The 19,249-nt window shown below is 57.1% G+C and carries 15 protein-coding genes and 1 tRNA gene; 11 read left to right on the top strand and 5 right to left on the bottom strand.

Going from position 1 to position 19,249, the window contains the following annotated elements; all coding sequences use genetic code 11:
* The first annotated feature begins 63 nt into the window (after window positions 1–63).
* The 7 genes from GQR90_RS12590 (at window position 64) to GQR90_RS12560 (ending at window position 9,094) form a co-directional block, all read left to right on the top strand.
* Window positions 64–138, top strand: a tRNA-His gene (locus GQR90_RS12590).
* Between the two features lie 312 nt (window positions 139–450).
* Window positions 451–1,803 (top strand): trigger factor, encoded by a 1,353-nt coding sequence (gene tig / locus GQR90_RS12585; RefSeq protein WP_158774419.1) that lies wholly within the window; start codon window positions 451–453, stop codon window positions 1,801–1,803.
* A gap of 121 nt (window positions 1,804–1,924) precedes the next feature.
* Window positions 1,925–2,545: an ATP-dependent Clp endopeptidase proteolytic subunit ClpP gene (gene clpP / locus GQR90_RS12580; protein WP_158774418.1), complete on the top strand. Its 621-nt coding sequence runs from the start codon at window positions 1,925–1,927 to the stop codon at window positions 2,543–2,545.
* 87 nt (window positions 2,546–2,632) lie between these two features.
* Window positions 2,633–3,919 (top strand): ATP-dependent Clp protease ATP-binding subunit ClpX, encoded by a 1,287-nt coding sequence (gene clpX, locus GQR90_RS12575; RefSeq protein WP_158774417.1) that lies wholly within the window; start codon window positions 2,633–2,635, stop codon window positions 3,917–3,919.
* A 233-nt stretch (window positions 3,920–4,152) separates the two neighbouring features.
* A complete protein-coding gene (lon, locus tag GQR90_RS12570; RefSeq protein WP_158774416.1) occupies window positions 4,153–6,561 on the top strand; it encodes an endopeptidase La in 2,409 nt (802 codons plus the stop codon).
* Between the two features lie 176 nt (window positions 6,562–6,737).
* Window positions 6,738–7,010 (top strand): HU family DNA-binding protein, encoded by a 273-nt coding sequence (locus tag GQR90_RS12565; RefSeq protein WP_024951809.1) that lies wholly within the window; start codon window positions 6,738–6,740, stop codon window positions 7,008–7,010.
* Between the two features lie 269 nt (window positions 7,011–7,279).
* A complete protein-coding gene (locus GQR90_RS12560; protein ID WP_158774415.1) occupies window positions 7,280–9,094 on the top strand; it encodes a SurA N-terminal domain-containing protein in 1,815 nt (604 codons plus the stop codon).
* Window positions 9,095–9,226: 132 nt separating this feature from the next.
* Here the strand turns inward: GQR90_RS12560 and GQR90_RS12555 are convergent, their stop codons facing one another.
* Complete coding sequence (locus GQR90_RS12555) at window positions 9,227–10,183, bottom strand: LysR family transcriptional regulator (protein WP_158774414.1); 957 nt, start codon at window positions 10,181–10,183, stop codon at window positions 9,227–9,229.
* A gap of 306 nt (window positions 10,184–10,489) precedes the next feature.
* On the opposite strand from GQR90_RS12555, the gene GQR90_RS12550 reads away from it, so the two are divergent.
* From GQR90_RS12550 to GQR90_RS12540, 3 genes are all read left to right on the top strand, one after another.
* On the top strand, window positions 10,490–11,488 hold the full coding sequence (locus tag GQR90_RS12550) for an NADP-dependent oxidoreductase (RefSeq protein ID WP_158774413.1): 999 nt from the start codon (window positions 10,490–10,492) through the stop codon (window positions 11,486–11,488).
* Window positions 11,489–11,839: 351 nt separating this feature from the next.
* A complete protein-coding gene (locus GQR90_RS12545) occupies window positions 11,840–12,991 on the top strand; it encodes an iron-containing alcohol dehydrogenase (protein WP_158774412.1) in 1,152 nt (383 codons plus the stop codon).
* A gap of 183 nt (window positions 12,992–13,174) precedes the next feature.
* Window positions 13,175–14,335: a CobW family GTP-binding protein gene (locus tag GQR90_RS12540; RefSeq protein ID WP_158774411.1), complete on the top strand. Its 1,161-nt coding sequence runs from the start codon at window positions 13,175–13,177 to the stop codon at window positions 14,333–14,335.
* A 27-nt stretch (window positions 14,336–14,362) separates the two neighbouring features.
* Here the strand turns inward: GQR90_RS12540 and GQR90_RS12535 are convergent, their stop codons facing one another.
* From GQR90_RS12535 to queC, 4 genes are read right to left on the bottom strand one after another with little or no spacing between them, the layout of a single operon-like run.
* Window positions 14,363–14,641 carry a YkgJ family cysteine cluster protein gene (locus tag GQR90_RS12535; protein ID WP_158774410.1) on the bottom strand — a complete coding sequence of 93 codons (279 nt, stop codon included), beginning with the start codon at window positions 14,639–14,641 and terminating at the stop codon, window positions 14,363–14,365.
* A complete protein-coding gene (locus GQR90_RS12530; RefSeq protein ID WP_158774409.1) occupies window positions 14,638–15,570 on the bottom strand; it encodes a 6-carboxytetrahydropterin synthase in 933 nt (310 codons plus the stop codon). Before GQR90_RS12530 ends, GQR90_RS12535 begins: the two co-directional genes overlap by 4 nt.
* A gap of 8 nt (window positions 15,571–15,578) precedes the next feature.
* The gene (gene queE, locus GQR90_RS12525; RefSeq protein ID WP_158774408.1) at window positions 15,579–16,271 is read right to left on the bottom strand and encodes a 7-carboxy-7-deazaguanine synthase; all 693 of its coding nucleotides are present in this window, start codon (window positions 16,269–16,271) and stop codon (window positions 15,579–15,581) included.
* Window positions 16,271–17,014: a 7-cyano-7-deazaguanine synthase QueC gene (gene queC / locus GQR90_RS12520; RefSeq protein ID WP_158774407.1), complete on the bottom strand. Its 744-nt coding sequence runs from the start codon at window positions 17,012–17,014 to the stop codon at window positions 16,271–16,273. The genes queE and queC overlap by 1 nt, the downstream gene beginning before the upstream one ends.
* A gap of 413 nt (window positions 17,015–17,427) precedes the next feature.
* On the opposite strand from queC, the gene GQR90_RS12515 reads away from it, so the two are divergent.
* Window positions 17,428–19,158, top strand: a complete 1,731-nt coding sequence (locus GQR90_RS12515; RefSeq protein ID WP_158774406.1) for a putative bifunctional diguanylate cyclase/phosphodiesterase — start codon at window positions 17,428–17,430, stop codon at window positions 19,156–19,158.
* Window positions 19,159–19,249: the final 91 nt, after the last annotated feature.

The following is a 19,249-nucleotide window of genomic DNA, read 5'->3' as shown; positions in this document are numbered from 1 at the left end:
TGTATATCAGCTTGAGTGTCAGCGAGATGGAAATGACAGGCTCTCTGTCAAGTTTCAGTAGTGGTGGGTGTAGCTCAGTGGTAGAGCCCCGGATTGTGACTCCGGTGGTCGTGGGTTCGAACCCCATCATCCACCCCATTTCTCGATGAATATCAGGATGCTGCCTGGCCCGCTTGGGCAGGCGGCATGCCGCTAAAGGGGGAGAAGGCCAATGGCTTTCTCCCCCTTTTTTCGTGTTTTTCGCTCTGCTCCGCTCTCGCTGATTCGGTCTGGCACGCACTTGGCGCGCCCGCCAAACGCGCGAATGGGGCAGAAAATGGCCTGGTTCCTTGAAAATCTTGGACTAAGGCACCATATGCCATGTCATATCCGCGCTTGCCAGCGCGTGGCGGGGTTTCTACAATCTTCGCCTTTATGATTCGAACGCCACCAGTGGGTAGAGGAAATTTCATGCAAGCTTCTGTCGCAACGACTTCTCCGATCGAGCGCACGGTCACCATCACGGTGCCGGCTTCTGAAGTCGACCAGGCCGTCAACGCCCGTCTTCTGGAAACCGCCAAGACCGTTCGTCTGAACGGCTTCCGCAAGGGCCACGTGCCGATGGCAGTGGTGCACCAGCGTTACGGTAAAGATGTGCGTAACGAGATTGTTGGCGAAATCATGCGCCAGCACTACGTGACCGCCGTCACCGAAAACGAACTCAACCCGGCTGGCTGGCCGAAAATCGACGCGACTGTCGATCAAGCTGGCAAGGACCTGGAGTTCGTCGCAACTCTGGAAATCTATCCGGAAATCGACCTGAAGCCGATCGACGGCGCTGAAATTGAGCGTCCGCAGGCTGAAGTGAACGATGCTGATGTTGAAGAAATGATCGAGACTCTGCGCAAGCAGAATGCTGTCTGGACCGACGTCGAGCGTGCTGCTGCCGACGGCGACCAGGTCAAGCTGGACTTTGAGGGCTTCCTCGGTGAAGAAGCCTTCGAAGGCGGCAAGGCAGAAGGTCACGAGCTGGTCCTTGGCTCCAATAGCTTCATTCCGGGCTTTGAAGAGCAGCTGATCGGCGCTGCTGCTGGTGACGACAAGGAAATCAAGGTTTCCTTCCCGGCTGACTACCAGGCCGAGCACCTTGCTGGCCAGGAAGCGACCTTCAAGGTCAAGGTTCACGCCATCAAGGCGCAGGAACTGCCGGAAGTGAACGCGGAGTTCATCACTCAGTTCGGTCTGGAAGCAACTGACGTCGAAAGCTTCAAGGTCGAAGTGAAGAAGAACATGCAGCGTGAACTGAAGAACGCGATCGAGAATCGCGTCAAGCAGCAAGTGCTGGCTGAACTGACCAAGGCTAACGACATCCTCGTGCCGCAGGCACTGGCCGACCAGGAAATCGACGGTCTGAAGCGTCAGGCTGCACAGCAATTCGGTTTGGGCGAAGACTTTGATGTCTCCCAGCTTCCGGCTGAGCTGTTCCAGGATCAAGCCGTTCAGCGCGTCAAGACTGGCCTGCTTCTGAGCGAAGTCGTCAGCAGTGGCGAAATGGATGTCAGCGAAGATGAGCTGAAAGCGCGTGTTGCCGAAATGGCTCAGCAGTATCAGGACCCAGCTCAGGTGACCGAGTATTACGCATCCAACGAGCAGGCACGTACTCAGCTCAAGTCCGTGATGCTGGAAGAAAAGGCCGTTGACAAGCTGCTGACACAGGCTCAGGTTAAGGACGTTACCATGTCCTACCAGGAAGCCCTGCAAGCCGCTCAACAGCAGGAAGAAGCAGAAGAAGAGACTGCTGAGGTAGAAGGCGAGCAGGCGTAAACCCTGTCTACCCCTTTTGCTTGCTAGACCAGGACCCGGCTACGGCCGGGTCTCTGGTCAGTGAGCGGGGTAAAGTGGCATGCTCAATGGATATCAATGTCATCGGATGAAGGAAGCCTCCATGAACGACTTCGACATCAAGAATGCTGGCGGTCTGGTTCCGATGGTTGTCGAGCAAAATGCTCGCGGCGAACGGGCCTATGACATCTACTCTCGCCTGCTGAAAGAACGGGTGATCTTCCTTGTCGGTCCGGTTGAGGACTACATGGCCAACCTCGTGGTGGCTCAGCTGTTGTTCCTCGAGTCTGAAAACCCGGACAAGGACATTCATCTGTATATCAACTCGCCGGGCGGCTCGGTGACTGCAGGGATGGCGATCTACGACACCATGCAGTTCATCAAGCCCGATGTGTCTACGGTGTGTATCGGTCAGGCAGCCAGCATGGGTGCGCTGCTGCTGGCAGGTGGTGCGGCAGACAAGCGCTACGCGCTGCCGAACTCGCGTGTCATGATTCACCAGCCGCTGGGCGGCTATCAGGGTCAGGCGACGGATATCGAGATTCATACCAAGGAAATCCTGACCATCCGTGAGAAGCTGAATCGTATTCTTGCGCATCACACCGGCCAGGACTTCGACACCATTGCCAGTGATACCGACCGTGACAACTTCATGGCCGCCAATCAGGCAAAGGAGTACGGCTTGATCGACGCCGTGCTGGAACGCCGTCCCGACGTGGAATGATCCACCTCGTAAACGGCTGACCTGACGTCGGCAAACATGCATTTCCGGCGGCTCCCCGGGGAGTCGCCGCCATTGAGAGGTACGCGAATGGCTGACGGCAAAGGCAAGGACGAGAACGGCAAACTGCTGTACTGCTCCTTCTGTGGCAAGAACCAGAATGAAGTGCGCAAGCTGATCGCGGGACCTTCCGTCTACATCTGCGACGAATGTGTCGATCTGTGCAATGACATCATTCGCGAAGAGGTCCTCGAAACCGACGCTGAAGGTGATGATGATCGCCTGCCGGCGCCGCGCGAGATTCGTGCGACTCTCGACGATTACGTGATCGGCCAGGACCGCGCCAAGCGCGTGCTGTCCGTTGCAGTGTACAACCACTACAAGCGTCTGCGTGCCGGACAGAAGGCCGGGGACGAGGTGGAGCTGGGCAAGTCCAACATCCTGCTCATCGGTCCGACGGGTAGCGGCAAGACGCTTCTGGCCGAGACGCTGGCACGCCTGTTGAATGTGCCCTTCACCATCGCGGATGCGACCACTCTGACCGAAGCAGGCTATGTCGGTGAAGATGTCGAGAACATCATTCAGAAGCTGCTTCAGAAGTGCGATTACGATGTTGAGAAAGCCGAGCGCGGCATTGTCTACATCGATGAGATTGACAAGATCTCACGCAAATCTGACAACCCGTCCATCACTCGGGATGTTTCCGGTGAAGGCGTGCAGCAGGCACTGTTGAAGCTGATCGAGGGCACTACCGCCTCGGTGCCGCCGCAGGGTGGGCGCAAGCATCCTCAGCAGGAGTTCCTGCAGGTGAACACGGCGAACATCCTGTTCATTGTTGGTGGTGCTTTCGCCGGTCTCGACAAGGTCATTCGTGAACGCGCCGAGAAGGGTGGCATTGGCTTCAATGCCGAGGTCAAGAGCAAGCAGGACGAGAAAACGATTGGACGTGTGCTGGCAGACGTCGAGCCGAGTGATCTCGTCAAATTTGGTCTCATTCCCGAATTTGTCGGTCGTTTACCGGTCATCGCGACACTGACCGAGCTGGATGAAGACGCTCTGGTACAGATCCTCACCGAACCGAAGAACTCGCTGGTGAAGCAGTACTCGCGTCTGTTCGATATGGAAGATGTCGAACTGGAACTGCGTGATGATGCCCTGCGCGCCATTGCACGCAAGGCTATCGAGCGCCGTACTGGTGCGCGCGGACTGCGTTCGATTCTCGAATCTGTACTGCTCGATACCATGTATGACATCCCCTCTGAAGAGAGTGTCAGCAAAGTCGTGGTGGATGAGTCTGTCATCCTCGGCGATAGCAAGCCGCTGCTGATATACTCGAAGAAGGAAAGTCAGGACAAGGTAGCCGGCAAGGAAGGCTGAAGTATTCAGGCCTGAGTATGACCAACGGGGGGCCGAAAGGCCCCCCGTTGCGTATGCGTATGCCTGTAGGGCCCTTGGCAATGCAACTGATCACCGTTCTGTGGCTTCAATTAGCGTTGAGTTACCGCTATAGATGTCGGGATCATTGCAAAATCATGACCTTGCCCCCATGGTCTCTGAATCAGAGAGCCGCGTGACGCGGCCCACCCACCGAATACCGAGGAACGTCTGCCATGGAGCAGAATGATGATCAGACCCTGACACTTCCGCTGCTGCCGTTGCGGGATGTGGTGGTCTATCCCCAGATGGTGATTCCGCTGTTCGTCGGCCGGGAAAAGTCGATCCAGGCCCTCGAAGTGGCCATGGAAGGCGACAAGAAGATTCTGCTGGCGGCGCAGCGTGAAGCCAGTCAGGACGACCCGACGTCGGAAGACTTGTTTGCCATTGGTACCGTCGCTGACATCATGCAACTGCTCAAGTTGCCGGATGGTACCGTCAAGGTGCTTATCGAAGGCAGCTCGCGCGCCGATATCAAAGACATCCGCCTGCACGAAGATGGCCATAGCATTGCTGATGTCGTCCTGCGTGAAAGTCAGCCACTGAGCGAGCGTGAGCAAGAAACGCTGGTACGTGTGCTGCTTAACCAGTTTGAGCAGTACGTCAAGCTGTCCAAGAAAGTGCCGAATGAGGTGCTGGGCAGTCTGCAGGGTATCGAAGACCCGAGCCGATTGGTGGATACCATCAGCGCGCATCTGTCGTTGGGTATCAATGACAAGCAGGCGCTGCTTGAGATGGATAAGGTGCGTGATCGCATCGAGCATCTGATGGCGTTGATCGAAGCGGAGATCGATCTGCTGCAGATCGAGAAGCGTATTCGCACGCGTGTCAAAGAACAGATGGAAAAGTCTCAGCGTGAGTACTACCTCAATGAGCAGATGAAGGCCATCCAGAAGGAAATGGGTGAGCTGGATGATGTGCCAAATGAGGTCGAGCAGTATGAGCGTCGTATCAAGGACGCGGGGATGCCGAAAGAGGCAGAGGACAAGGCCAATCAGGAGCTAAACAAGCTCAAGATGATGGGCCCGACTTCTGCTGAAGCGACGGTCGTGCGGACCTATCTTGATTGGCTGTGTGACGTGCCGTGGAAGAAGCGGACTCGCGTGCGCCATGATCTCGAACACGCTGCCCGCGTACTCGACGAAGATCACTACGGCCTTGATGAGGTCAAGGAACGCATTCTTGAGTATCTCGCCGTGCAAAAGCGCGTCAAGAAGCTCAAGGGGCCGGTGTTGTGCCTGGTAGGCCCTCCCGGGGTCGGAAAAACCTCGTTGGGCAAGTCCATTGCTCGTGCGACCAACCGCCAATACACGCGTATGGCGTTGGGCGGCGTGCGTGACGAATCCGAGATTCGTGGCCATCGCCGCACCTATATCGGTGCATTGCCAGGCAAGATCATCCAGCGCATGGCCAAGACTGGCGTGAAGAATCCGCTGGTACTGCTTGACGAGGTTGACAAGCTGGGGATGGATCATCGCGGCGATCCGGCTTCGGCGTTGCTCGAAGTACTGGATCCAGAGCAGAACGACAAGTTCGCCGATCATTATCTCGAGCTGGACTACGATCTGTCCGAGGCCATGTTCATCTGTACCTCCAACTCGATGAATATCCCCGGCCCGTTGCGTGATCGCATGGAAATCATTCGTCTGCCGGGGTACACCGAAGACGAAAAGCTCGCCATCGCAATGCGTTACCTCGTGCCCAAGCAGCTCAAGGCCAATGGTCTCAAGCCGGGTGAGTTGACCTTCAGCGAAGCCTCCGTGCTGGAGCTGATCCGCTACTTCTCTCGTGAAGCGGGTGTTCGTGAGCTGGAGCGTCAGATTGCCAAGGTGTGCCGCAAGATCGTGCGTGAACGCGTGGTGGCTGAGGCGAAGGAAGGTGCATTGTCCTCAATGCATCTCGAAGCTGAGCAAGTCGAGCATTATGCTGGGGTGCGCAAGTACAGCTTTGGACTGGCAGATGCAGAAGACCAGATCGGGCGTGTCACTGGTCTTGCCTGGACGTCGGTGGGTGGCGAATTACTGACCATCGAATCCGTCGTCACGCCTGGCAAGGGGCGGGTCAGCAAGACTGGTTCGCTGGGCGATGTCATGAAAGAGTCAGTAAGTGCGGCTCATACCGTCGTGCGTGCACGTGCAGAGGCCTTCGGTATTGCGCCTGAGCGCTTCGAGAAGGAAGACCTGCACATTCACGTACCGGAAGGCGCGACGCCCAAGGACGGCCCCAGTGCAGGCGCTGCAATGGTCACTGCAATGGTGTCCGCTTACTGTGGACGTCCCGTGCGCTGTGATGTGGCCATGACCGGTGAGGTCAACCTGCGTGGTGAAGTCATGCCGATCGGTGGGCTCAAGGAGAAATTGCTGGCAGCCCGTCGCGGTGGTATAAAGCTGGTGCTGATTCCTGAGGAAAATCGCCGTGATCTCAAAGAGATCCCGGATACCATCAAGGATGCACTCGATATTCGGCCGGTGCGCTGGATTGATGAAGTCCTTGAGGTCGCTCTAGCAGAAAAGCCTTCTGCTGAGAAGGATGAAACTCGATCCGACGATGCAAGTGGTCGTCAGACAATGATCAGTACACATTGACGGATTTTTTCGGCCATGCCGCTGTCGAAACGGCGGTATGGTGCGGTTTTGCGCGTGAGGTTGCTTGACAGTCGTTTGAGGGCGTTGCTATAAACTCCGCATCGTCGCGATCGTGTTTAGTACCTGTGTCTCTCGCGCTGATTTCTGGTAATTTTTGCAAATTCAAGGGGTGAATAGTGAACAAATCCGAGCTGATCGAAGCCATTGCTGCATCTGCCGATATTCCGAAAGCAGCAGCTAGCCGTGCACTCGATGCGATGGTCGACACCGTCACTGATAGCCTGAAAAAAGGTGAGACCGTGGCACTGGTCGGATTCGGCACCTTTACTGTCAAGGATCGTGCTGCTCGTACTGGCCGTAACCCGCAGACTGGCGCGCCGATCGAAATCAGTGCTGCCAAGGTGCCGAGCTTCAAGGCAGGCAAGGCACTGAAAGACGCCGTCAACTGAGGTCTGCCTGCGTTGCAGGCACCCGGTGACGCGGTTCCGGCTTGGCATCTGTGTCATTGTCTGTCAGGTCGGAACCAAGATACCGAAGCGCATCGCCTGGCGATGCGCTTTTTTTGTGACTGTTTTCATGACCGTTTATATGATTATTCCCCAGCCATTATCATTCGGTAGCTGAAAGGCACCTGCATCTGCTGGCGGCATGCGTATAATCGATAGTCACTGAGTCGCGGCCCTTGTGGCCATTCCTATCCCTGTAGTTCGAGGCCTGCATGCTGCAACGAATTCGAGACCGGTCGCATGGCTGGGTGGCCAAGACAATCGTTGGCTTTATTGTCGTCACCTTTGCCTTCTTTGGCGTCGAGTCCATCATTGGTGCCATCACGGCTAGCAGTGATGATGTAGCGACCGTCAATGGTGACAAGATCAGCCGTCAGTCGGTAGAAACCGAAGTACAGCGTGCTATCCGTTCTGGCCAGGTGGCGCCGGAGCAAGAGCGTGAAGCGCGCACCCAGATCATCAATCAGATGATCGACTCACGTCTGTTGGATCAGTATGCCGAAGAGGGTGGCCTTCATCTCTCTGATGCCCAGCTCGATCAGCTGATCGTGAGCCTTCCTGAGTTTCAGGATGACAAGGGCCGCTTCGATGCCGATGTCTTCCGCAACCGTCTGGCCAGCGCTGGGTATTCGCCGACATCCTTTCGTCAGCAGTTGAGCAGTGACACGTTGCGCGAGCAGCTGCGTCAAGGCTTCGCTAGCAGCGCTTTCGTGTTGCCGGGCGAAACGGAAGCACTGAGCAAGCTGCAGCGTCAGACTCGCAGCTTCCGCTACGCGACGCTGAGTAGCGCAGATCTGGAAACGCCGGTCACGCTCAGCGATGACGAGCTGACGGCCTGGTACGACGGCCACCAGGAGAACTATCGCCGCCCCGCGCAGGTCAAGCTGGCCTACGTGCTGCTCGATCAGACAGAGCTTGCGGAAGGTGGTGAAGTCACTGACGAGACCTTGCAGGCCGAGTACGCTGCAAAACGTGCTGAAGCGCCGCGTGAGATCGCGCACATCATGGTCGAGAAGGGCGATGACGTGGCGGCTTCGCGAAGCAAGCTTGAAGCAGCGCGTGAGCAGCTGGCTGCTGGTGAAGACTTCGCCAAGGTGGCTGAAAGCGTTTCTGAAGATAGCTCCACGGCTGATAAAGGCGGAGAGCTGGGCGTCATCACGCGAGGCATCTTCGGTGAAGAGTTTGATGATGCTGCTTTCGCGTTGGATGAAGGCCAGGTTTCCGATATCGTCGATACCGGCGACAGCCTGCACCTGATCAAGGTGACTGGTCTGGATATCGCTTCGCTTGATGACATGCGCGACGAGCTGCTGACCGATGCTCGCCAATCGGCTTCGCGTGATGCCTTCAATGAGAAAGCACAGCAGCTCAAAGATGAGAGCTTCGCTGCGGATGACCTCAAGAGTGTCGCCAAGGATCTTGATTTACCGCTGAAGCAGACCGATTGGGTCGCGCAGGACACTGATGATGCGTTGTTGTCAGAGCCTGGCGTGATGTCTGCGGCCTTCGGCGATGAAGTGCTCAAGGATGGCTATAATAGCGACGTCATCGAGCTCGACGACAGTCGTCGTCTGGTATTGCGTGTGGCTGAGCAGCGCCCTGCGACCACATTGGCTTTTGATGAGGTCAAGCAGCAGGTGCAGCGTGAAGCAACTGCTGACAAGACCACCAAGGCACTCAAGGCCTTGGCCGAGTCAGACCTGAAAGCCTTGCGTGATGGGCAGCAGGTCGATGGCATTGATTGGCGTGAAGCAAAGGAGGTCAGCCGTCAGGCCGATTCACAGCTTCCACAGAGCCTTGTCAAACAGGCCTTCATGTTGACGCATCCGCAAGATGGCAAGCCAGTATACGGTCAAGCAGCACTGAAAAATGGCATTGCGCTGATTTCGCTGACGGACATCGGTGAAGCCAAGCCGGGTGAGACGGATCAATTCCTGGCACGTCTGGCTAGCCGCTTGCAGGCGCAGGCAGCCGTACAGGGATTGCAGGAGTCCTTGCGCGAGCAAGCCGACATCGAGCGTAACTGAACACCAGTGACTTGATGGTATGAATACCGCTCCCGAAAGGGGGCGGTTTTTTTGTGTTCGCAAGTCGTCTGGCGAGGTCTATTCATGCTGACCTTTTGGCTACCTTCAGTCTCTGAGGCTGGGATTTTAATGTCAGGTATCGAGCAGATGGCGAAGCCGTTGAGTCAGCTCGCGATGGCGAACCTGAATGCCTGCCGATAGCCGCTGACGTAACCAGCTGTGCCCTGCATCGTGATGCAGGCGTTCATGCCATACCAGCCAGTATGAGAAGCTGTTGATATCGATCGGGAGCGGTCGGATCGTCAATGGCAGTTGCTCCAGCATGCTGACGGCCAGACAGCCCGGCACACACAGCAGTAGATCGGTGTGGCAGGTGACACTGAAGGCAGCGAGGAAATGAGGCTGGCGCAGTACCACCTGTCGAGCAAGGCCTTGTTCCGCGAGTGCCAGGTCGACCGCACCGCGTTCATCGCCGCCCATGCTGATCAGCTGATGACCCGCTGTCAGAAAGCTCTCAAGGCTTAGTGTCGCTTCTATCGCCAAGGGGTGATCTTTGCGCATGACACAGACAAAGTGATCAGCGCCAATTTCCCGCCCATGCACCCCTGTGGGGACTTTTGCAGTGGGTACGCACATCGCAAGCTCTGGCCCACCTTCATCCAGCTGCTGCTCGACATTGCCGTCGTACGCTTGAATGTCGAGACGTACGCTGGGAGCTTCACGATGCAGAGGTGCAATCTGCGGCGCGACAAAAGCATGCATGCCGTAGTCGGTGGTCGCCAACTGGAAGCGTCGTTGACTATCAGCGGGGAAGAACTCCGGCGGCGCCAACAACGCACCTAGCTCTTGTAGCAACCGTGCGAGCGGCTGCTGTAGGGCCTCAGCTCGGGCGGTAGGCCGTAGGCCGCGCTGGACACGTACGAAGAGTGGGTCATCAAAGGCCTCGCGCAAGCGCCCGAGTGTGCGTGAAACGGCAGGTTGGCTCAGATTGAGACGCTCTGCGGCGCGCGAGACACTGCGAGTCTCCAGTAGAGCATGCAGCGCCACCAGCGCATTGAGATCATGGCGTGCCAGTTCGGCCAGATGCATGATGGGCTCCGAAGTCAGGAGAGGCCAGTGTGAAAGGAGCCAATCCAGGGGGGGGGATGGAAGCTATGCCGCCTTGGGCAACCAAGGTAAATTTCAACCACTGATGATATCAGTCTTATGCATACCGGAATTCAGTTTTTGGCATTGGTGTGATAACTGGATCACGAGTAGTCTGGTTCCATCGTCTTGCTGGATGAACGTTTCCGGCAGATATCGTCACATTTGGCATGATCAAAAAGCCAAGCTGATCAAAAAGATGACAGATAGGTGTGACGATTCGACAGACCCACTCGCAAGGAGCATTCAATGCAGACACGTTATTTCACCATTACCGACTATCCGAAAGGCGTTCCGGAGCGCGAGCTCTTCAAGCTGCGCGAAGAGGCGTTGGCTGAGCTGGCAGAAGGCGAGGTTCGTGTTCGTAATGCATGGCTATCCGTCGACCCCTACATGCGGGGCCGTATGAGCGGAGAGAAGACCTATATTGATCCCTTCGAGCTGAACGCTCCGCTGCAAGGCGCTGCCGTCGGTGAGGTGATCGAATCACGTGACTCTCGCTTTGCCGCAGGTGACAAGGTACGCCATATGGGTGGCTGGCGTGATATCGCCCAGCTACCGGCAGATCAGTTAGAGCCGCTGCCGAGTATCGATGTCCCGGAGCAGGCCTATCTTGGCGTGCTGGGCATGCCGGGTATGACGGCTTGGACAGGTCTCAATATCATCGCTGAAATGAAGGACGGCGATAATGTGCTTGTCAGTGCAGCCTCTGGTGCCGTTGGCTCGCTCGCGGTACAGCTGGCCAAAGCCAAGGGCGGCACAGTAGTGGGTATTGCAGGTAGTCAGGAAAAACTCGATTGGCTGGAAGCACGTGGCGTCAAAGCCGTCAGCTACAAGGGCAAGAATGCCGAGCAGCTGAGTGCAGAGCTCCATGAAGCCTGTCCAGACGGTTTCGATGTTTACTATGAGAATGTCGGTGGCGATTGTCTCGTCGCGGCACTTAACAACTTGCGCGTCGGCGCACGTATTGCAGTCTGCGGAATGATATCGCGTTACAACGATACCGAGGCAGTCGAAGGTCCGGCCAATCTGGCGATGATTCTGATTCGCCGTGCACGTATGCAGGGCTTCATCGTCTTCGAGCATTGGGACAACTATGCCCGTTTCCTGAAAGAGGTTGGCCCGTTAGTGGCCAATGGCGAGATCGAGTATGTCGAGACCGTCGAGGAAGGGCTGGAGCAAACACCGGATGCCTTCCTCAAGCTCTTCACGGGCGCCAATAAAGGCAAGATGCTGGTTCGTCTGTAGTACTGCATTCCTCACGTAATTATTTGTCGCTAGTCAATGGCCCGCCTCGGCGGGTCATTTGCGTGTTACGGCCCCAGGTTGCCGTGGTGGTTTTGATCAGTCGTATGAAAAGGTAAGCCAGATACGATATTTGGTGCCAAAATCGCACCAAAGACGTGAGTGATGCCACCTCCTTTAGTCGTATTAATGGCGTTAAAATGGACTTATTCCCTGTAGAGAGAGTGCCATTGTTATCTATCTGGTCACTCATCTCTTTTACTCTGTCCTACGTCATATCGCGCCAGATGACACTAGACTGCATCACGCTCATGCAGGTCGATACATTGTCGCTGGCGTTATGAGGAGCACATCATGCAAGACTTTACCTATCAGAATCCGACGCGCGTCCATTTCGGTGCTGGCCAGATTGCCAAGGTGCGTGATGAGATTCCCGCTGATGCTCGAGTACTGGTCACCTATGGAGGTGGTTCCATCAAGCGTAACGGTGTGATGGACCAGATTGAGAGCGCTCTTGAAGGACGTGAGTGGTGGAGTTTCGGCGGCATTGAGCCGAACCCGAGCTACCATACCCTGCTGGAGGCGCTGGACGTCATCAAGCGCGAGAAGATCGATTTTCTGCTAGCCGTTGGCGGTGGCAGCGTGGCTGACGGTAGCAAGTTTCTGGCACTGGCGGCGTGCCATGCAGGCGACCCGTGGGAAATCCTTGCTGAAGGCAAGCATCCGCAGACGGCGCTGCCACTGGGTGTCGTGCTGACGCTGCCGGCTACCGGTTCCGAATCCAACGGCAATGCCGTCGTGACCAACTATGAGACTCACGACAAGCTGCCGATGTTCAGCGAGCTGGCCTATCCGCGTTTTGCAGTGCTCGATCCTGCCACCACTCTGACATTGCCTGAGCGCCAGAGCGTCAACGGGGTGGTTGATGCCTTCATCCACGTCAGCGAGCAGTACCTGACCTATCCCGTCAATGCTCCTGTCCAGGATCGTTTCTCTGAAGGTCTGTTGATGACCCTGATTGAGGAGGGGCCCAAGGTGCTCAGTCAGCCGGATGACCTGGCAGTACGTGCCAACATCATGTGGGCCGCCAATTTGGGTCTCAATGGCCTGATTGGCCGTGGGGTGCCGCAGGATTGGGCTACGCACATGATCGGTCACGAGATTACGGCGCTGCACGGTGTTGATCATGGTCGCACGCTCACCATCGTGATGCCTGCACTGTGGGAAGAGTTGTTCGAAGCCAAGCGTGCCAAGCTTGCGCAGTATGGTCGGCGCGTCTGGGCGCTGGAAGGTGATGAGGAGACTGTCGCGCGTGCTGCCATCGTCAAGACCCGTGAATTCTTCTCGCGCATGGGTGCCCCGGTCTCCTTGAGCGAAGCCGGTATCAGCGCCGACAGCATCGATCAGCTGGTCGACAACCTCACGCGGCACGGTTTTACCGCCATTGGAGAACACGGTGATATCACTCCAGAGGTAGCCCGCCGTATCTTGACGCGCGCTGTCTGATCGCTCGCCTGCTCTGAGCTGGCGTTCACCCCTCGCGTTTCATCACACGATCCCCTCGTCACTCTCAGTGGCGGGGGGATCGCGTGTGAGAAACCGTCTGGCATCGGGGGTGATTGTCAGGCACGTTTTGTTATCATGTAACAGTCGACGGATCACTTGCTTTCCTGCCGCGGAGAACCTCCCATGCCTTTGGCTTCACGTATGCCGCTAAGGCCCATCCCTGTTCATCTGATTACCGGTTTTCTGGGGACCGGCAAGAGTAGCTTCATTCAGGCACTCGTTGCTGCCAAGCCGGCTGACGAACATTGGGCGATTCTGGTCAATGAATTTGGGCAGGTGGGAATTGATCAAGCGCTATTCGCTGAGCGCGATGACATCACCGTCAAAGGCTTGCCCGGGGGATGCATGTGTTGTCAGCTGGCCTTCGTGCTGCAGGCGGGATTGATCAGCCTGATTCACCAGGCGCGTCCTGATCGATTGATCATTGAACCGTCGGGGCTGGGCCATCCGGCCGGTTTGATTGATGTCCTGCGTGGGGAAGGATTGGCCTCTGCACTGGTGCTACAGGAGGTGATCACACTGCTGGACCCTCGCGCGCTGGAAGATGCACGCACGATGGAGCATGGCACCTTTCAGGATCAGCTCAGCCTGGCAGGTGGAGTGGTGCTGAGTAAGCGCGATCTGGCGACACCACAGCAGCTGGCTGCAGCGCATGAGTATCTGGCTGGACTATGGCCACCCAAACGCTGGGTCGGTGAAATGGGGCGCACTGCGACAGGGGCATCGCAGGCCTCGAGAGCCGGGCGCGATGCCGTACCTATTGAATGGTTGGTAAGCGATAGTGAAGCCCAGGCAGATGACACGGCCATTGGGCTTGAGATGCCTGTCGAGCATCGTGCGGCGCGTGATAGGGCTCAGCGTGGCTTGGCAATACAGAATGAGGAGGGAGGGAGCGGAATACCCTTGCCGGGGGCACCGATCATCGAGCAGGCAGAGCGCCTTGAGCATGCAAGCATCGGGTGGCGGCTAGCGGCGAGTGAGGTGTTCGATCTCGATAAGCTGACCCAGTGGCTGGATGGACTGCCGCGGGAATGGCGTGTGAAAGGGGTCTTTCGTGTGCAGGACGGCTGGCACAGTTATAACCGCGCCAATGGGCGTGCCGAGCTATCGCCGTCGAGCTGGCGCCAGGATTCGCGGCTGGAGCTGATAGCACCGCTCCCCGCAGTAGAGTCTCATGCGAGTGTCAGCACGGCTTCACCCTTCGCCGACATGCAGTCGCTGAATCAGGCACTGCTGGCATGTCGCAGTGATGGGGCGGCTGAGCCATTCAGATTCTTTGGCTAGGCGCCTGTAACGAAACAGGCGCTGCTGTCAGGTCAGGCGTTCCCATTCACCGATCAGGTGCAGTGCCTGTGCACGCGTGTCTCCGCACAATTCGTGGTCAAAACCGAAGTTGCCGCATACCGCTGGTCGCTCCGGCTGGCCGAATAACTTGCACAGGTTATCAGTATCGAGCTGGATGCAGCGCACCCCAGCAGGTTTGCCATCCGGCATGCCGGGAATGGCGCTCGAGATCGAGGGAGCAATGCAGCAGGCGCCACACCCGGCGCGACAACCGGATGTGGTGTCAGTGGTCGCGATGTGACTCATGAGCTCTCGCTGTTTGCCTTGTCTTCGCTGGGCGCGACTGCATCGGTCATGACCGTGGTGGGTAGAATCAGTGGCTGGCGGGCGCTTTCAGCAGTATGGCGTGCAATCGCGCCCTTGTTGATGCCTTCGTAGGCCTCTACGCGAATCGCATCGCCGCTCGCCAGTGCGATCTGGCGCGCCAGCCAATCGGCGATCCACTCGATGGTGGTCGGCGTTGGTAGCAGCCAGACCTGCTGCCGCGGCAGGCGGATGCGGAACTTGCCCTGCGGCGCTTCGTAGCTGAACACCATGTCCCGTCCCGGACGATCGACTAGATCCGCCTCTTCCGCCAGATAGCGGTCATGCAGCTTCTCGGCCCACTCTCGCTCAAGCATCGCATCACGTTCACCGTTGCGCTCGATGACAAGCGGCGAGCGATGGCCGTGTGCAATACGCTGACAGTTACCGGTGTGATGACGCAGGCCATGGCTGTAGGTGTAGGACGCGCCCTCGATGACTTCATTGCGCAACGTGACGCGAATGGCATCAACGCGTGGCGGAAGCCTGCGCATCAGCAACGTCTCGAAGTGCTGAGTCATGACTTCGTCGGTGATCTCGGCGACTGGCAATAGACAGAAGGCCTGACGCGGCCCGCGCACTTCCATGGCGTAGGGCTGGGTAAAGCGGAGCGACAGGCCTTCCAGGCAGTCGGTGACACTGATGCCCTCGGCCAGGGTCGGGACGATCAAGGTGTGATCGGCGTCCTGGTCGATCAGCGTCTTCGCCCACGGCTTTACATTCCCGAAGTCGAACAGCATGCCGTCATGGCCTACCTCGCCATCCAGTTCGATGTCGAGGTGCTGACTGATGCCGTAAAGGCCACGTGTGTTGCTCCAGGCGGAGGCATCCAGCGCCGTCAGTGCTCTGACGAACAGGGTCTTGGTTGTCATTGCCATCATCAATCGATACCACTGATTTTGTGAGTCTGTAGCGACAGCTGCCACTGAGGATTGGCCATGCAGTAATTGACGCACTGGGCCATGGGCGTGTCTCGTGCCAGCACTTCACGGTAATGCGTGAGTGCCGCGGCGGGTGCCGGTAGCGCATCGAGCGCGGCGGTATCCAGCGGCTGCAGATAAAAGTTCGCGAAATCCAGGCTGGCGAAGCGCTCTGGCAATGCTTCCGGCTGTGGGTAGACCAGCTTCAGCTCGTCACCCCTCTCAATTACCAGTGTGCTGGTGCCCTTGGGACTGACGCAGAGCCAATCGATACCCGCAGGCGGAATGACTGTGCCATTGGTTTCTACCGCAATTTCAAAGCCGCGAGCATGCATGGCGTCGATCAAGGCGCTATCCAGCTGCAGAAGCGGTTCCCCGCCAGTGAAGACGACATAGGGTGTCGCGATGCCTGAATGCTCTGGCCACAAACCGGTGAGGAAGTCGGCCAGTGCCTGCGCTTCGCGAAACTTGCCACCATTCTGACCATCGGTGCCCACAAAGTCGGTGTCGCAGAAACGGCATATCGAGGTGTCGCGATCACGTTCGCGGCCACTCCACAGATTGCAGCCGGCAAAGCGACAGAACACGCTGGCACGACCGGCGCGAGCGCCTTCACCTTGCAGGGTGTAGAAAGCTTCTTTTACCGTATACATCAGCGAGTGCCCGCATCCTTGGCTGAGACATAGCTCAGCGGATCGCTCAGACCGTGATGGGCAAATGCCTCAAGACGCTCACGGCAGCTACCACATTCGCCACAGGCCAGTTCACGACCTTCATAACAGGTCCAGGTCTGGCTGTAGTCCAGCTGCATGGCGATGCCGGCGGCCAGAATCTCGTCCTTGCGCGCATGCAGGAAGGGCGCGCGAATCTCGATGGGAGAGAAATTGGCGATCGCGGCGACCGCGTTCATCTTGTCGACAAACTCGGGGCGGCAATCCGGGTAGAGCACATGATCACCACCGTGGGCACCATAGAAACAGACATCCGCCTCGATGTTGACGGCCTTGGCGATCGCCAATGACAACAGGATCATGTTGCGATTGGGCACGACGGTCGAGGTCATGGAGTCCTCGTCGTAATCCGCCTTAGGCATCGCGTGAGCGGTATTGGTCAGCGCTGAATTACTGATGAGGCCATGAATGGCGCGTATATCCACGATTTCGTGGGAGACGCCCAGTGATTCACAGACCGAGCGAGCAACATCAAGTTCACGCGAGTGGCGTTGGCCGTAATGGAAGGAGAGGGCATGTACCTCGAAGCCTTCCTTCAGTGCCTGATGCAATACGGTGTAGGAGTCCATGCCGCCTGAATAGATGACGACCGCGCGGGGCGCAGCAGTAATGTCAGTGGCTGGAGTGCTGGAGGGTGTAGCGGAATTCGGGACGTGTTGAGTCATGACGGAGAATTTCTTTGACCGATGGATTCGGCGCCCGGGATCCGGTCCGGGCGAAACGGGCGCCTATCCTACTCTTCCCCATGGCCTGACGCCACTGAGGCAAGGCGTTGTAACACAAGTTATACATAGCTTTACACACCCTGGAATGTCATGGTCGAGATCCAAGCGTTGAGTTGCCAAGAAAATAGCCTTGGTACCTTCCCCACGGCTTGGCATAGACTCAAGCGACCATTGTTCGTTTATAGAGTTCGTGTGTGTGCTTTTGTATAGCGGCACTGAGTTCCTGTTGGTGTGTTCACCATAAGCTGGGTCATTTTGTCTCACGCTTGGTGGTGAAAATATAGCGCGCAGTACGCGTGCGCTGTTGAACAGGACCGAAAGGATTTTTCTTTGTCACCATAGGCGGGGTAAACGTGCCTCTCGATATCCTGATCAGACTACTGTCTTCCATTGAAGAGCCCTTGTGGATCTATGATCGATTCGGCCAGCTCGCCTGGAGCACTCCGCGTGCCCGTCAGGCAGAGAGCCAGCCAGAGCTGCCATTCCCTGTGCCCTTTATGCCCGAGCCTTGTGGGCTGAGTGGCCAGCCGGGTTTCTGGCTGGTCGGTATTACTGGCGGATTTGGTGATTGGCTGTTAGTGCAGCAGACCAATCTACCGTGGAGAATGGCGGTATTCGATGATGAGCAACTGGTCGCCAATACCTGCGGCTGGCAAGAACTCTTCGGGCTGGCGCGCCCACGCCTGGAGCCAGTGAGTGAGCGTCGTGTGCGTCTCAAGGCCCCTTTCTCGGGATTGGCAGAAGCCAGAGCGTCGGGGCTCGGAGACAAGGCACTGATTGCACTGCGTCGTTTGCAGCCGATCAATCTGTTATCACGTGACCGCTTTAATGCCCAGGTAGATGAGTTGCTGGTCGAGGAGGCTACCGACGGCGGCATCATCTATCTCTCCCTGACGCATCTGGAAATCATCAATTCAGCCCATGGTGCTGAGCGGATAGACCCGTTGTTGGAACGCATGGCAGAGTCCATGTCACTCCAATATCGTGATGCGCTGGTGTGTCGTCCGCTGGGTAATGCCTTTGCGCTGTTCTTCAAGGGAGATGAGGCCGCATTGATCACGCGAGCCAGCGAGCTATGCGAGCGTCTGACCACATTGATGCGCCTGGATGGCAAGACACTGCCGGTGACAGCCCGGGTCGGTATCAGTCTTGCGCCGCTACATGCGCGGCGTGCCCATCGTCTGATGCATCTAGCAGAGCTGGCCATGCTGCATGGCGAGAATGATGACCTTGATGTGTGTGGGGCGTTGCATGTGTTCTCGCCGGGTGCTCACATGCGTCATCTCAATGATTATCGTCTGACCAGTGACCTGCGCGAGCATCTTGAGGAACTGGATCTTGCCTTCCAGCCACAGTTTGATCTTGTCAGTGGCCAAGCGGTCGGGGTTGAAGTGCTCGTTCGCTGGGATCATCCGGAACTTGGCACCATCGGGCCAGGACGTTTTATTCCGCTGGCCGAGCAGTACGGGTTGATCGGTACGGTAGGTGCGCGTGTCATGGATACCGCGCTGCAGGCGACGCGGGATTTGGTTACGCCAGATGGCAAGCCGCTGTCGGTAGCGATCAATGTCTCTGCTCAAGAATTTCGTGACCCCGGCTTCCCGGCAAGGGTGTCAGAGGTATTGGCCCGACATGATTTCGCACCAGAGCGATTGGAACTTGAGATCACCGAGTCCTCACGCGTGCCGGATCTCGATAGTGTCGTAGAGCGGCTGACGGGTCTGATTGATCGTGGAGTGCGCTTGGCCATCGATGATTTCGGTACCGGTTTTGCATCATTGCTTTATGTACGCGACTTGCGTGCATGTCGCCTCAAGATTGATCAGCAATTTGTGCGTTGTCTTGATCATGACTCGCGGGATCGCGCTATCGTGTCCCATGCCATTTCCCTGGCAGATAGCCTTGGGATGGAAGTGTTGGCAGAAGGTGTCGAAACGGCTGAGCAGGAGCGCCTGTTGATCGAAATGGGCTGTCATCTGGTGCAAGGTTTTCGCTATGCACGCCCCAAACGTCTTCCAGAATTGATTGAATGGCTGAATCGCAAGCCGTATATCCGCCCGTGCGCCGAGCTCCGTGGAGAATGAACGGCGTTTGCAGGACATCATGATGTAAAGGAATACGACGTGAGACATTGAAACGCCCGTCATGCATCTGCATGGCGGGCGTTTCGGTGCT

The organism is Cobetia sp. L2A1 (assembly GCF_009796845.1).
GTDB lineage: Bacteria > Pseudomonadota > Gammaproteobacteria > Pseudomonadales > Halomonadaceae > Cobetia.
The sequence above is the reverse complement of the archived record's forward strand: the minus strand, read 5'-3'. Positions and strand labels throughout refer to the sequence as shown.